Annotated in this window: 14 protein-coding genes and 1 tRNA gene; 11 read left to right on the plus strand and 4 right to left on the minus strand. The window is 70.5% G+C overall.

Annotated elements, in window-relative coordinates; all coding sequences use genetic code 11:
• Positions 1-20: 20 nt before the first annotated feature.
• From tadA to F7R91_RS05405, 7 genes are all read left to right on the plus strand, one after another.
• Complete coding sequence (tadA, locus tag F7R91_RS05375) at positions 21-452, plus strand: tRNA adenosine(34) deaminase TadA (protein ID WP_150945018.1); 432 nt, start codon at positions 21-23, stop codon at positions 450-452.
• 45 nt (positions 453-497) lie between these two features.
• Positions 498-582 (plus strand) — tRNA-Ser (locus F7R91_RS05380).
• A 154-nt stretch (positions 583-736) separates the two neighbouring features.
• Positions 737-916 (plus strand): hypothetical protein, encoded by a 180-nt coding sequence (locus F7R91_RS05385; RefSeq protein ID WP_150945020.1) that lies wholly within the window; start codon positions 737-739, stop codon positions 914-916.
• Between the two features lie 48 nt (positions 917-964).
• On the plus strand, positions 965-1,258 hold the full coding sequence (locus F7R91_RS05390; RefSeq protein ID WP_150945022.1) for a Dabb family protein: 294 nt from the start codon (positions 965-967) through the stop codon (positions 1,256-1,258).
• Positions 1,259-1,412: 154 nt separating this feature from the next.
• Positions 1,413-2,294 carry an RNA polymerase sigma factor SigF gene (locus tag F7R91_RS05395; RefSeq protein ID WP_191971362.1) on the plus strand — a complete coding sequence of 294 codons (882 nt, stop codon included), beginning with the start codon at positions 1,413-1,415 and terminating at the stop codon, positions 2,292-2,294.
• Between the two features lie 269 nt (positions 2,295-2,563).
• Positions 2,564-3,487, plus strand: coding sequence for an RNA polymerase sigma factor SigF (locus tag F7R91_RS05400; protein WP_150945025.1), 924 nt, complete (start codon positions 2,564-2,566; stop codon positions 3,485-3,487).
• A gap of 129 nt (positions 3,488-3,616) precedes the next feature.
• Entirely contained in the window at positions 3,617-4,342 is a 726-nt protein-coding gene (locus F7R91_RS05405) for a hypothetical protein (RefSeq protein ID WP_150945027.1), read from the plus strand.
• Between the two features lie 179 nt (positions 4,343-4,521).
• On the opposite strand, the gene F7R91_RS05410 is transcribed toward F7R91_RS05405, so the two are convergent.
• Positions 4,522-4,716 carry a hypothetical protein gene (locus F7R91_RS05410; RefSeq protein WP_150945029.1) on the minus strand — a complete coding sequence of 65 codons (195 nt, stop codon included), beginning with the start codon at positions 4,714-4,716 and terminating at the stop codon, positions 4,522-4,524.
• 194 nt (positions 4,717-4,910) lie between these two features.
• Here F7R91_RS05410 and F7R91_RS05415 point away from each other — a divergent pair, with 194 nt between their 5' ends.
• Both F7R91_RS05415 and F7R91_RS05420 read left to right on the plus strand, forming a co-directional pair.
• Entirely contained in the window at positions 4,911-5,408 is a 498-nt protein-coding gene (locus F7R91_RS05415; RefSeq protein ID WP_150945586.1) for a MarR family winged helix-turn-helix transcriptional regulator, read from the plus strand.
• Between the two features lie 25 nt (positions 5,409-5,433).
• On the plus strand, positions 5,434-7,914 hold the full coding sequence (locus tag F7R91_RS05420) for an MFS transporter (RefSeq protein ID WP_150945031.1): 2,481 nt from the start codon (positions 5,434-5,436) through the stop codon (positions 7,912-7,914).
• Positions 7,915-7,993: 79 nt separating this feature from the next.
• Here F7R91_RS05420 and F7R91_RS05425 read toward each other — a convergent pair whose 3' ends face one another.
• Entirely contained in the window at positions 7,994-8,716 is a 723-nt protein-coding gene (locus tag F7R91_RS05425; RefSeq protein ID WP_150945032.1) for a GAF and ANTAR domain-containing protein, read from the minus strand.
• 43 nt (positions 8,717-8,759) lie between these two features.
• Complete coding sequence (locus F7R91_RS05430) at positions 8,760-9,494, minus strand: ANTAR domain-containing protein (RefSeq protein WP_191971380.1); 735 nt, start codon at positions 9,492-9,494, stop codon at positions 8,760-8,762.
• A gap of 176 nt (positions 9,495-9,670) precedes the next feature.
• Here F7R91_RS05430 and F7R91_RS05435 point away from each other — a divergent pair, with 176 nt between their 5' ends.
• Positions 9,671-10,015 carry an STAS domain-containing protein gene (locus tag F7R91_RS05435; protein WP_225320535.1) on the plus strand — a complete coding sequence of 115 codons (345 nt, stop codon included), beginning with the start codon at positions 9,671-9,673 and terminating at the stop codon, positions 10,013-10,015.
• A 9-nt stretch (positions 10,016-10,024) separates the two neighbouring features.
• Positions 10,025-10,492 (plus strand): PPOX class F420-dependent oxidoreductase, encoded by a 468-nt coding sequence (locus tag F7R91_RS05440; RefSeq protein WP_150945038.1) that lies wholly within the window; start codon positions 10,025-10,027, stop codon positions 10,490-10,492.
• Positions 10,493-10,570: 78 nt separating this feature from the next.
• Here F7R91_RS05440 and F7R91_RS05445 read toward each other — a convergent pair whose 3' ends face one another.
• Positions 10,571-11,239, minus strand: coding sequence for a TetR/AcrR family transcriptional regulator (locus F7R91_RS05445; protein WP_150945040.1), 669 nt, complete (start codon positions 11,237-11,239; stop codon positions 10,571-10,573).
• Positions 11,240-11,408 lie beyond the last annotated feature (169 nt).

Raw genomic sequence — 11,408 nt, forward strand, 5'->3', positions numbered from 1 at the left:
ACGACCGCTGGCGGGCCGCGATGCGGCTCGCCCTGGACGAGGCCGAGCAGGCCGGCCGCGGCGGGGACGTCCCCGTCGGCGCCGTCCTGCTGTCCCCGGACGGTACGACGGTGCTCGCCGCCGGGCACAACGAGCGCGAGGCCACCGGCGACCCGACGGCCCACGCGGAGGTCCTCGCCCTCCGGCGCGGCGCCGCCGAGCTGGGTCAGTGGCGGCTGTCCGGCTGCACTCTGGTGGTGACGCTGGAGCCGTGCACGATGTGCGCGGGCGCCCTCGTCCAGTCCCGTGTGGACCGCGTGGTCTACGGCGCCCGCGACGAGAAGGCGGGCGCGGCCGGCTCCCTCTGGGACGTGGTGCGCGACCGACGGCTCAACCATCGGCCCGAGGTGATCGAGGGCGTGCTCGCCGAGGAGTGCGCCCTGCTGCTCACGGAGTTCTTCCGGGACCGCTGAATACGGATTTCAGGGCCTGGGCCGCCGTGCTGTAAGGTCTCCCTCGGTAGCGTGTCCGAGCGGCCGAAGGAGCTCGCCTCGAAAGCGAGTGTGGCGCAAGTCACCGAGGGTTCAAATCCCTCCGCTACCGCTGAAGAAGGGCCCCGTCGCACGACGGGGCCCTTCGTGCGTCCGGAAAGGCCGGGCGGCCCGCGGGCCGTTGGGGCCTGGTGAGGGGTGCGAAGGTTACACTCGCCGGGCGCAACAGGGGGCCCACGGGGCGCAACAGTCACAGGGAGGCCGCGGTGGCGGTGAATTCGAAGAAGGTCGCCGTCTATGTGCTCGCGGTTTTCGTGCTGTACGTGATCATCACGGACCCGGCCAAGGCCGCCGACTACGTCCAGATAGGGTTCGAGGGCATATCGGACGCCGCCAGGGCCATCGGTGACTTCATGTCGTGGATCGCCGACGGCGCCCCCAACTGAAGCGACCGAACCGACTGAAGCGGCCCCTCGCACCGCCCGGGAGTGCTCATGATCCGCCACCTGGTCCTCTTCAAGCTCAACGAGGGCGTCGAGCGTGACGACCCGCGCGTCGTGAAGGGTGTCGAGGCCTTCCGTGCCCTGGATGGCAAGATCCCCGAGATCCGCTTCTGGGAGCTGGGCTGGAACATCAGCGACCGGCCCATCGCGTACGACTTCGCCATCAACTCGGGGTTCGAGGACGCGGAGGCGCTGCGGCGGTATGTGGAGCACCCGGAGCACCAGGCGGGGGTGGCGCTCTGGAAGGAGTTCGCCACCTGGGTGATCGCCGACTACGCGTACTGAGCGCGCTCGCCCCCGAGCCCCCGAGCCCCCCGCCGGACGGCAGGGGGCTTTTCTGCGTTCGGCGTATCAACTTGCCCTCAACACGGCGTTATGCGGTGCTTGCACACAGTGCACATGTCTTGTGATGCTATGACCGCTTTTGACGGATGAGTTGATGGATCACGAGGTGGAGTTGACCGTGCCGGCCAGTACTGCGCCTCAAGCACCGCCCTTGGAAACCGACCCACCCGTGGAACCCGCCGCCCCCGCCCCCGCCGCCGCCCCGCAGCGCAGCCGTGGCGCCGACACCCGGGCCCTCACCCAGGTGCTCTTCGGCCAGCTCAAGGAGCTCCAGCCCGGCACACCGGAGCACAACCGGGTGCGTGGGGCGCTCATCGAGGCGAACCTCCCGCTCGTGCGCTACGCGGCCGCCCGCTTCCGCTCCCGCAACGAGCCGATGGAGGACGTGATCCAGGTCGGCACCATCGGACTCATCAACGCCATCGACCGTTTCGACCCGGACCGGGGCGTGCAGTTCCCGACGTTCGCGATGCCGACCGTCGTCGGCGAGATCAAGCGGTACTTCCGCGACAACGTCCGCACGGTCCATGTGCCGCGCCGGCTGCACGAGCTGTGGGTGCAGGTCAACAGTGCGACCGAGGACCTGACGACCTCCTTCGGGCGCACCCCGACGACCGCCGAGATCGCCGAGCGGCTGCGCATCACCGAGGAGGAGGTCCTGTCCTGCATCGAGGCCGGGCGGTCGTACCACGCCACCTCGCTGGAGGCGGCGCAGGAGGGCGACGGACTGCCGGGCCTGCTGGACCGGCTCGGCTACGAGGACCCGGCGCTGGACGGGGTGGAGCACCGGGATCTCGTACGGCATCTGCTGGTCCAACTCCCCGAACGGGAACAGCGAATTCTGCTGCTGCGCTACTACAGCAATCTCACCCAGTCGCAAATCAGCGCCGAACTCGGCGTCTCCCAGATGCATGTCTCGCGGCTGCTCGCGCGTAGCTTCCAGCGGCTGCGGTCCGCGAACAGGATCGACGCGTAACCGAATACGGGATCGATTCATCACCGTCGCGAGCGAATCGCTCACCAGGGCGGTTCCCGACAGTTCTGCACTGAAAGACCGTCAGACCACCTCTTTCCAGGGCGGATCAGCGTCTCGCATGTCGACATGTCACTACAGCGCGTTGCCGACATGTGACATTCTTCCGTCAGCGCGTTTGCCGTGGCTCCGGCTCCGGTATTCAGGTGAAGGCTGCGTTCCTCAGTTCGGGAGCGTTCGCCGCGACCGTCCCGCGACCCAAAGGGGGTGGCATGTCCGCAGACAAGGGCAGCTCGAAGGTGCTCACGCTCACGAAGAGCGAGTCCGCGCCCGCCGACGCCGCGCTCGGCCCGATCGACGAGGTGGCGGTTCTCGAGACCGCACCGGCCCCGGCCCTTCCGGCCGCCGATGTCCCGGCCCCGCCGGCCTCGGAGAACATCGACACCCGCACCCTGTCCCGCTCCCTTTTCCTGCGGCTCGCCGCCCTCGACGAGAACAGCCCCGAGCGTGCGTACGTCCGGGACACCCTCATCGAGCTCAACCTCCCGCTGGTGCGCTACGCGGCCGCCCGCTTCCGCTCCCGCAACGAGCCGATGGAGGACATCGTCCAGGTCGGCACCATCGGCCTGATCAAGGCGATCGACCGCTTCGACTGCGAACGGGGCGTGGAGTTCCCTACGTTCGCGATGCCGACCGTCGTCGGCGAGATCAAGCGGTTCTTCCGCGACACCTCGTGGTCGGTGCGTGTGCCGCGCCGGCTGCAGGAGCTGCGCCTGGCCCTGACGAAGGCCAGTGACGAGCTCTCCCAGAAGCTCGACCGCTCCCCGACCGTCACCGAACTCGCCGCCGTGCTCGGGGTGTCGGAGGAGGACGTCGTCGACGGCCTCGCGGTCGGCAACGCGTACACCGCCTCCTCACTCGACTCCCCGGCGCCGGAGGACGACGGCGGCGAGGGCTCCCTGGCCGACCGGCTCGGCTACGAGGACAGCGCCCTGGAGGGCGTGGAGTACCGGGAGTCGCTCAAGCCCCTCCTGGCCAAACTCCCGCCCCGCGAGCGGCAGATCATCATGCTCCGCTTCTTCGCCAACATGACCCAGTCGCAGATCGGCGAGGAGGTCGGCATCTCGCAGATGCATGTCTCCCGGCTGCTGACCCGGACGCTGGCGCAGCTGCGCGAGGGACTCATCTCGGACTGAGGAATCCGAGGACGCCGAGAACTCCGAGGACATCAACGACACCAACGACTCCGAGAACCCCGAGAGGTCAGAAGGGGCAGAGTGCTCTGAGGGGTTCCTTCCTGACGGAGTGTCAGCGACACTGGCGCGATGCTTCGAGCGACATGGACACCCGGCCGTCGGGGCGCCGTGATCGGCGCCGCGGCGGCCGTCGCCTGTCTGGGCGGGGTGCCGGCCGCGTGCGGGGGCGGAGGAGGAGGCGGCGGCTATGTCGCCATCGGAGCGGGGGGCGGTCCTTCTCCTCGTGCCTCCGGTACGGCGGTGGCGCCCACGGGGGGTGTGACGCTGGTGCCGCTCGACGCGAGGCCGGGCGGGAAGGCTGACGGCGACTCACCCGGAGGGAGCGGCGGAGGGAGCGGCGGTCCGAGCGCGGTCCCGGGGCCCACACCCGGCGCCCGCGCGACGGCGGACAGCCCCGGCCCGTCGGCCGACGGCGCCGAGCCCGGTCGTACGGCCCCGTCCGCGCCGTCCGCCTCGCCCAGCGCGTCGCGCACCGTGGCGCCCACCGGGCCCGCCGCACTGAGCTGGGGTGCGCCCGAGCGCGAGCCCACGGAGAAGCGGTGGTGCGAGAAGGTGACCGTGGAATTCCGCAACAGTGGCGGGACCGGGGTGCGTTCGGGCACGGTGACCTTCGGGACGCACATCATCGGCGCGCTCGGGATCGACTGGGGGACGATCGAGTCGACCGAGGACCTTCCGGCGCCGATCGGTGCCGGCGCGCGGAAGGAGAAGACCTGGACGGTGTGCGTGGACGCCTGGCGGGTGCCGCTCGGCATGCACATCGAGACGCGGGACGTCTCCGTCCGGTGGAGCTGAGCGCTCCGCTGGAAGTGGCGCGATGCGTCGTCGGCCGTCTGCGGCACCATCGTGGCTGGTCGCGCAGTTCCCCGCACCCCTTCAGGGCGCTGCCGAACCGTAGCGGACTAGCCCGACCTACTTAGTCGCGTTCCGCTGGAGCTCGTCGCGTTCCGCGCCTGAAGGAGCGGCTCGCCGCCCTACTTGAGCGCCAGCCACGCCACCGCGGCGACGATCGCCACGGCGACGACCACGCCGAGGATCAGGCCGATGCGGGGCCCCGAGGAGCCCGCGGCCGTCTGACGGCCCCGCGGGGCCTCGTCGACGAACGCGCGGAACATCTGGGTGCTGCCGGCGGGGTCGTGGTTGCCCTGGGGGCCCTGGGTGTTAGCCATGCCCCGAGACACTAGCGAATCCACCGGTGCGACCCAAGTGGGGGCTCGGACCCTGCACCACCTCTCCCCACCTGGACATTTACGGTCGCAATACTTGCCTTTGCCAAGTTTTTATGCCGCCCCCACCCCGTTTTATTTGCCTGCGGCAACCAACCTGCTTATAGTTGCCCTAAGCAACGAACATGGGGGTCACGATGGGCGAGCAGGCGCTGTACGAGGAGCTGATCCGTCAGTTCAGCGCCTTCGGTGCCGTACGCAGGGAGATGGGGCGGATGCTGCCGGGGGACTGTCCGGCCGGGTCCGCCGCCGTACTGACCCTTCTCGCACGCCACGACGGCATGCGCATGAGCAAGCTCGCGGAGCTGCTCGCCGTGGACATGTCGGTGACCAGCCGGCATGTGGCCCATGTCGCCGAGCGCGGCTGGGTCGAGCGCTCCCCCGACCCGGCGGACAAACGCTCGCGCATCCTGCACCTCACCCCCGAGGGCCGGGCCCAGGTCGACGAGATGTCCCTGCGGACCACCCGGATGCTCGCCGAGCGACTGAGCAACTGGAGCGACGACGACGTCGACCGGCTCACCCGGCTCATGGCACGGCTGAGGGCGAGCTTCGACGACTGCCGCTCCGCCCCGGCCCGGCCGGCACCGCCGCCCGTACCCGAACCGACCACCCGTACATCCGCGAACTCTTAGAACGAACTCTTGGAAAAGGAATCCCATGGCAACGACCACACAGGCCGGTGTGCGGGCCCACGCCAAACACGCGAGAGGTTCCACCGCCTCCCCGGGCTCCACAGACTCCGCAGGCTCCCCGGGCGACGTCCAAATGACGCACCGGCAGATCATGGAGGCGCTCTCCGGGCTGCTGCTGGGGATGTTCGTGGCGATCCTGTCGTCCACGATCGTCTCCAACGCCCTCCCGGAGATCATCGGCGATCTCGGCGGCGGCCAATCCGCCTACACCTGGGTCGTCACCGCCACGCTGCTGTCGATGACGGCGGCCACGCCCCTGTGGGGCAAGCTCTCCGACCTGTACAGCAAGAAGGCGCTCGTTCAGATCGCGCTCGTCATCTATGTGCTGGGCTCCGCGGCCGCCGGTCTGTCGCAGAACCCCGGCATGCTGATCGCCTGCCGAGTGGTCCAGGGCATCGGCGTCGGCGGACTGTCCGCCCTCGCGCAGATCGTGATGGCGGCCATGATCTCGCCGCGTGAACGCGGGCGTTACTCCGGCTACCTGGGCGCGACCTTCGCAGTCGCCACCGTCGGCGGCCCGCTGCTCGGCGGGGTCATCACCGACACCTCGTGGCTCGGCTGGCGCTGGTGCTTCTACGTCGGTGTGCCCTTCGCGGTGATCGCGCTGATCGTGCTGCAGAAGACGCTGCATCTGCCGGTCGTGAAGCGGGACGTGAAGGTCGACTGGGCGGGCGCGTTCTTCATCTCGGCCGCGGTCTCGCTGCTGCTGGTGTGGGTCACCTTCGCCGGTGACAAGTACGACTGGCTGTCCTGGCAGACGTACTCGATGGTCGCGGGCTCGATCGTGCTCGCGCTGGTCTTCGTGCTCGTCGAGTCGAGGGCGAGCGAGCCGATCATCCCGCTGCGGCTGTTCCGCAACCGCACCATCACCCTGTCGTCGATCGCCTCGATGTTCGTGGGCGTCGCGATGTTCTCCGGGACGGTGTTCTTCGCGCAGTACTTCCAGCTGGCCCGGGACGAATCCCCGACCATGTCCGGCGTGCTGACGATCCCGATGATCGCCGGTCTGTTCATCTCCTCCACCCTCTCCGGGCAGCTCATCACCCGCACCGGTAAGTGGAAGGCCTGGCTGGTCAGCGGCGGCGTGCTGGTCACGGCCGGTCTCGGGCTGCTGGGCACCGTCCGCTACGACACGGAGTACTGGAAGACCGCGGTCTTCATGGCGCTGCTGGGTCTCGGCATCGGCATGATGATGCAGAACCTGGTGCTGTCCACGCAGAACCAGGTCGACCCGAACGACCTCGGCTCGGCCAGCTCCACGGTGACCTTCTTCCGTTCCCTCGGCGGTGCGATGGGCGTCTCCGCGCTCGGTGCCGTCATGGCGGACCGGATCACCGGCTACGCCGAGGACGGCATTGCGGGCCTCGGCCCCAAGTACGCCTCGCTCGCTTCCGGTTCGAGCTCGACCGGCGAGATCCCGGACATGGACAAGCTGCCCGCGCCGCTGCGGACCGTGATGGAGAGCGCGTACGGCCACGGCATCGCGGACGTGTTCCTGATCGCGGCGGGCATGGCGCTGCTGGCCTTCCTCATCACGTTGTTCATCAAGGAGGTCCCGCTGCGGGCGGGTGGCGTGCCGGCGCGGGCGGCTCAGACTCCGGCTCCGGCCGCCGTCGAGGCTCCCGCCGGGGAGAAGGTCCCGAGCTGGGCCGTCCCCGCCGAGGCCGCTGTGGAAGGGGCTGCTGACGGTCTCTCGGTCCGCGGCTTCGTCCGCGACGACGAGAGTGAGCCCGTGCCGCGGGCCGCCGTCACACTGATCTCGCCGCAGGGACGGCAGCTCGGCCGGTCGGTCGCCCAGGCCGACGGCTCCTATGCGATGGATGCGCCCGGCACGGGGTCGTACGTCCTGATCGCCGTCGCCGACGGGTTCCAGCCGCATGCGTCCACCGTCGTCGTCGACGGCAAGCCGGTCCCGTACGACATCGTGCTCAGCGGCACCGGCGGGCTGAACGTTCTGGTGCGGGCCGCGGAGACGGGCGTGCCGGTCGCGGACGCCACGGTCGTCGTGACCGATGCCCACGGGGACCTGCTCGCCACCGGGACCACCGGTGAGCAGGGCGGGTTCGCCTTTCCCGGGCCGGCGCCGGGCGCCGTGACCGTCGCGGTGAACGCCGCCGGGTACCTGCCGCGCGCCCTGCCGGTCCAGGTGGGCGGCACCGGGGTCACCCGGATCGAGGTCGGTCTCGACGCCGGGGCCCGGGTCCAGGGTGTCGTACGGGCACCGCACGGGCCCCTCGCCGACGCGCGCGTGACGCTGGTGGACGCGGCGGGCAAGGTGGCCGGCACGGCCACGACCGGGGCGGACGGGGCGTACGGCTTCACCGGCCTGGACGGCGGCGAGTACACCGTCATCGCCACGGGCTACCCGCAGGTGGCCACGGCTTTGACGCTCAGCGGCCCCGGCACCGACGACCACGACATCGAACTGGCGCATCCCGGCGAGTAGTTCCACATCCGGCCCGTGGCGGGCGCGCGCTCCGAGGGGGTGCGTGCCCGCCGGCCGCTCTCATGACGACTGACGGCTCTCAGGACGACTGACGGCGCGACGGCGTCCGTCCGTCCCGGCTCGCCCGGGCCACCAAGTCGGTGCACAGATCACGGAGTTTGACGTTCTTGTCCTGCGAGACGCGGCGCAGGCGATCCAGCGCGATACGGGCGTCGATCCGCTCCCGCGCCATGAGGATGCCGATCGCCTGGTCGATGACGCTGCGCGAGAGCAGCGCCGTGCGCACATCGGCCACCGACTCCCGGCGGCGTTCGATGCGCAGGGCCGCGTCGATCGCGTGGGCCACCCGGGCCGCGAACGTACGGGCCGCGTCCCGTCCCGCGTCCAGGGCCCCGGCCTCGACCCCGTAGAGGTTGATCGCGGCGCCCGCCCCGCCGCCCGCGCTGTCGAGGTCCAGCGGCACCGCCAGCACGCTGTGGACGCCGGCGGAGAGCGCGTACGCCGTGTAGGACGGCCAGCGGGTCTCCTCGGCCAGGTCGGCGGCGTACTGCTCGGTCCTGGTCGCGGCGGCCGCCACACAGGGGCCGGAGCCGTTCTCGTACTGGCGCTGGTCGAGGCCGCTCGGCAGCCCCCTGCTGCCCGCCAGGGTCAGCAGCCGGTCGGCGCGACGCACCGTGATGCTGCACGCAGCCGCGCCGGGCACGGCCTGCACCGCGCGGTCGGTCAGATCACGCAGCAGGGTGTCGAGACCGCTGCTGCGCACCATGGCCTGCTCAAGGGTGTCGGGCGTGTCAGGTTTCATGACGGTTCGGGTATCCCGGCCGGGCCCGGACACGCCCCGCCCCTCATGTGGCGTTGTTCGCATCGACGATGCGGCGGGCGAGGTCGCGCAGCTTCACGTTCTCCCGCTGCGAGGCGCGTACCAGGCTCTCGAAGGCCTCCGCCGCGTCGATGTCCATGCGTTCCATGAGGATGCCGGTGGCCTGGCCGATCAGGTCCCGGGTGCGCATGGCCTCCGTCAGCTGCTCGCGCACGGTGACCGAGTCGAGGGCCAGGCTGACGTGCGCGGTGAAGAGCCGGCCGATCCGGGTGGCTCTCTCGTCGAAGACGTTCGGCTTGCGGGCGTACGCCGTGAGCACCGTGAGCCGGCGGCGGTCGGCTCTCAGGCGCAGCGACAGGGCCGAGCGCAGGCCGCCCGTGCCGGTCGGGCCCGCGTCGTTCAGCGCGCTGCGGGCGGCATCGGCGGCGTCGGCCTGGAGGTCCTCCGTCCGCAGCACCGGAGTCGTCCACAGCGGGTGTTCCCGGCCCGCGACCTCCGCCTCGGCCGAGCGCACGGCCTCGTCGGTCCAGGCGACGGTACGGCGATGGTGGGGACGTTCGATCACGGAGATACCGGCGTGTTCGGCGCCGGGCAGGATGGTCACGGCCAGGCGGACCGCGGTGCGCAGGGTGCTGTGCGGGGTGGCCGTCCCGTGCAGTTGCCGGGCTGCGGCGGTGAGGGCTTCGGCCAGCTCGAAACCCGCAGCATAACGGGGCAAATCAGGAAAATCAGACGCAGCCACCACGAACCTCTTCGGCATGCACGGCCGAACGGCCATGCGCAGGAGAGCTCCGCAGCACATTCCCGACTGCGAGCACAGGACGGACAGCACTCTAGCTGCTCACTTCCGAACTCCCGTGCCACCGTGATGGAATGGTCCGACAGGTCAGGAAGCGGCCTCCCGCAATCCGGACGGACGTCTGCCAGGTGAGACCCGTGACCTTGATCCCGAAACCCCTCGACCGGCCCGACCGCACCGTGCTCGCACTGCCCGCCGACATCGACTTCTGCACCGCCGAAGCCCTGTTCCTGCACGTCATGTCCGTTGTCGACACCCACCCCGGGCCACTGCGGATCCTGGTCCTGGACCTCACCGGGAACCGGTTCATGGACTCGCAGGGCGCCCGCCTCATCGACACCGTCCGGCGCGGGGTGCCTCCCCGGGTGCGGGTACGGGTGGTGGCGGCCCCGGACGGCATGGCAAGCCGCGTCCTGGAACTGACCGGCCTGCGCCGGGACGTGCCCGTGTACAGCGACTTGAGCGAGGCACTCGCGTTCTAGGCTGCCCCCATGGCACCGAACATCGCGACCAACACCGTCGTATCGCTTCAGGAGCTGCTGGAGTTCGTACGGCCCCGGCATCGCGCCATCCTGCTGACCCGACGCGGCGACGGCGGTCCGCAGGGGTCGCCGCTCACCTGTGGGGTCGACGACTCGGGGCGGATCGTCGTCTCGACCTACCCCGAGCGGGCCAAGACGCGCAACGCCAAACGGGATCCGCGGGTCGGCCTCATCGTGCTGAGCGACGACTGGAACGGGCCGTGGGTCCAGATCGACGGGACCGCCGAGGTCGTCGACGCGCCGGACTCGGTGGAGCCGCTCGTCGAGTACTACCGCAACATCGCCGGCGAGCACCCCGACTGGGACGAGTACCGCGCGGCCATGGTCAAGCAGGGCAAGTCGATCATCAGGGTGACACCTGAGCGGTGGGGGCCGGTTGCGACCGGCGGCTTTCCTGCGCGGTTGGTCGAGGGCTGAGGCTCGTGGCTGGGGGCTGTGCGCCCGGGCCTCCGGCCCATCGGCCTGAGCGGCCTCGTTCTCCAACGGCCGGACGGGCTAAGGGGTGCCGCGGTCTTTTTCCACCACTGCCTCGATTCCGGCCACCAGCAGGTCCAGGGCGAAGGTGAAGTCGCGGTCCAGCATCTCCGCGACCGGGGACGCGGTGGCGTCCGCCTCGCGCGCGAAGAGGTGGCCCTCGATCGTGCCGTAGCCGTAGACGAACTGGAGGACGGCGCAGAGGGCACCCGTGACACGGTGCGCGGGCAGTCCCGTGCGGCAGATGACCCGCTGCATCCGGCGGGAGAACGCCAGCGAGTTCGGGCCGATGTTGAGATACGTCCCGGCGAGCGGCGACAGCCAGGGGTGGCGGACCAGCAGGGCGCGGTACTCGCCGGCCGGCGTCCGTAACCGCTCGCGCCAGTGCTCGTCGTCCATGTCCGGGCCGGGCGGACGCAGTTCGCCGAAGGCCGCGTCGAGGGCGAGTTCGAGGAGGTCGTCCTTGGTGTCGACGTACCAGTAGAGGGACATCGCCGTGACGTTCAGCTCCGCGGCGAGCCGGCGCATGGAGAACCTGGCCAGCCCCTCCGCGTCCAGAAGCCGCACGGTGACCTCCGTGATCCGGCCCCGGTCCAGCCTCGAGGGCTGCCCACCGCCCCGCCCGCCCCGGCGCGCCCTGCCCTCCAGCCACACACTGCTCCGCGCAACCCGCTGGGCCGCCTTCACCATGGCGCACCTCCCTCGGACGGTGACGATGCAGGTGGCCCGGCTGAGCAAGGGACGCGGGGAACTGCGCGACCAGCCACAACGAACCGGCAGCCGCGCCATCATCCGGCCCCCGCTCAGCCGCGCTCGCAGAGCCCTTGTCACGCGCTCTCAGCCGACCACCATCCGGGAG

Origin of the sequence: Streptomyces luteolifulvus, assembly GCF_008806595.1 — a bacterium.
Lineage (GTDB): Bacteria > Actinomycetota > Actinomycetes > Streptomycetales > Streptomycetaceae > Streptomyces > Streptomyces luteolifulvus.

Coding starts and splice junctions, on each gene's coding strand:
- F7R91_RS05400 (WP_150945025.1), top strand. CDS start 2,564: ATGTCCGCAGACAAGGGCAGCTCGAAGGTGCTCACGCTCACGAAGAGC.
- F7R91_RS05395 (WP_191971362.1), top strand. CDS start 1,413: ATGGATCACGAGGTGGAGTTGACCGTGCCGGCCAGTACTGCGCCTCAA.
- F7R91_RS05410 (WP_150945029.1), bottom strand. CDS start 4,716: ATGGCTAACACCCAGGGCCCCCAGGGCAACCACGACCCCGCCGGCAGC.
- F7R91_RS05425 (WP_150945032.1), bottom strand. CDS start 8,716: ATGAAACCTGACACGCCCGACACCCTTGAGCAGGCCATGGTGCGCAGC.
- F7R91_RS05405 (WP_150945027.1), top strand. CDS start 3,617: ATGCTTCGAGCGACATGGACACCCGGCCGTCGGGGCGCCGTGATCGGC.
- F7R91_RS05430 (WP_191971380.1), bottom strand. CDS start 9,494: ATGCCGAAGAGGTTCGTGGTGGCTGCGTCTGATTTTCCTGATTTGCCC.
- F7R91_RS05420 (WP_150945031.1), top strand. CDS start 5,434: ATGGCAACGACCACACAGGCCGGTGTGCGGGCCCACGCCAAACACGCG.
- F7R91_RS05415 (WP_150945586.1), top strand. CDS start 4,911: ATGGGCGAGCAGGCGCTGTACGAGGAGCTGATCCGTCAGTTCAGCGCC.
- tadA (WP_150945018.1), top strand. CDS start 21: ATGCGGCTCGCCCTGGACGAGGCCGAGCAGGCCGGCCGCGGCGGGGAC.
- F7R91_RS05445 (WP_150945040.1), bottom strand. CDS start 11,239: ATGGTGAAGGCGGCCCAGCGGGTTGCGCGGAGCAGTGTGTGGCTGGAG.
- F7R91_RS05390 (WP_150945022.1), top strand. CDS start 965: ATGATCCGCCACCTGGTCCTCTTCAAGCTCAACGAGGGCGTCGAGCGT.
- F7R91_RS05440 (WP_150945038.1), top strand. CDS start 10,025: ATGGCACCGAACATCGCGACCAACACCGTCGTATCGCTTCAGGAGCTG.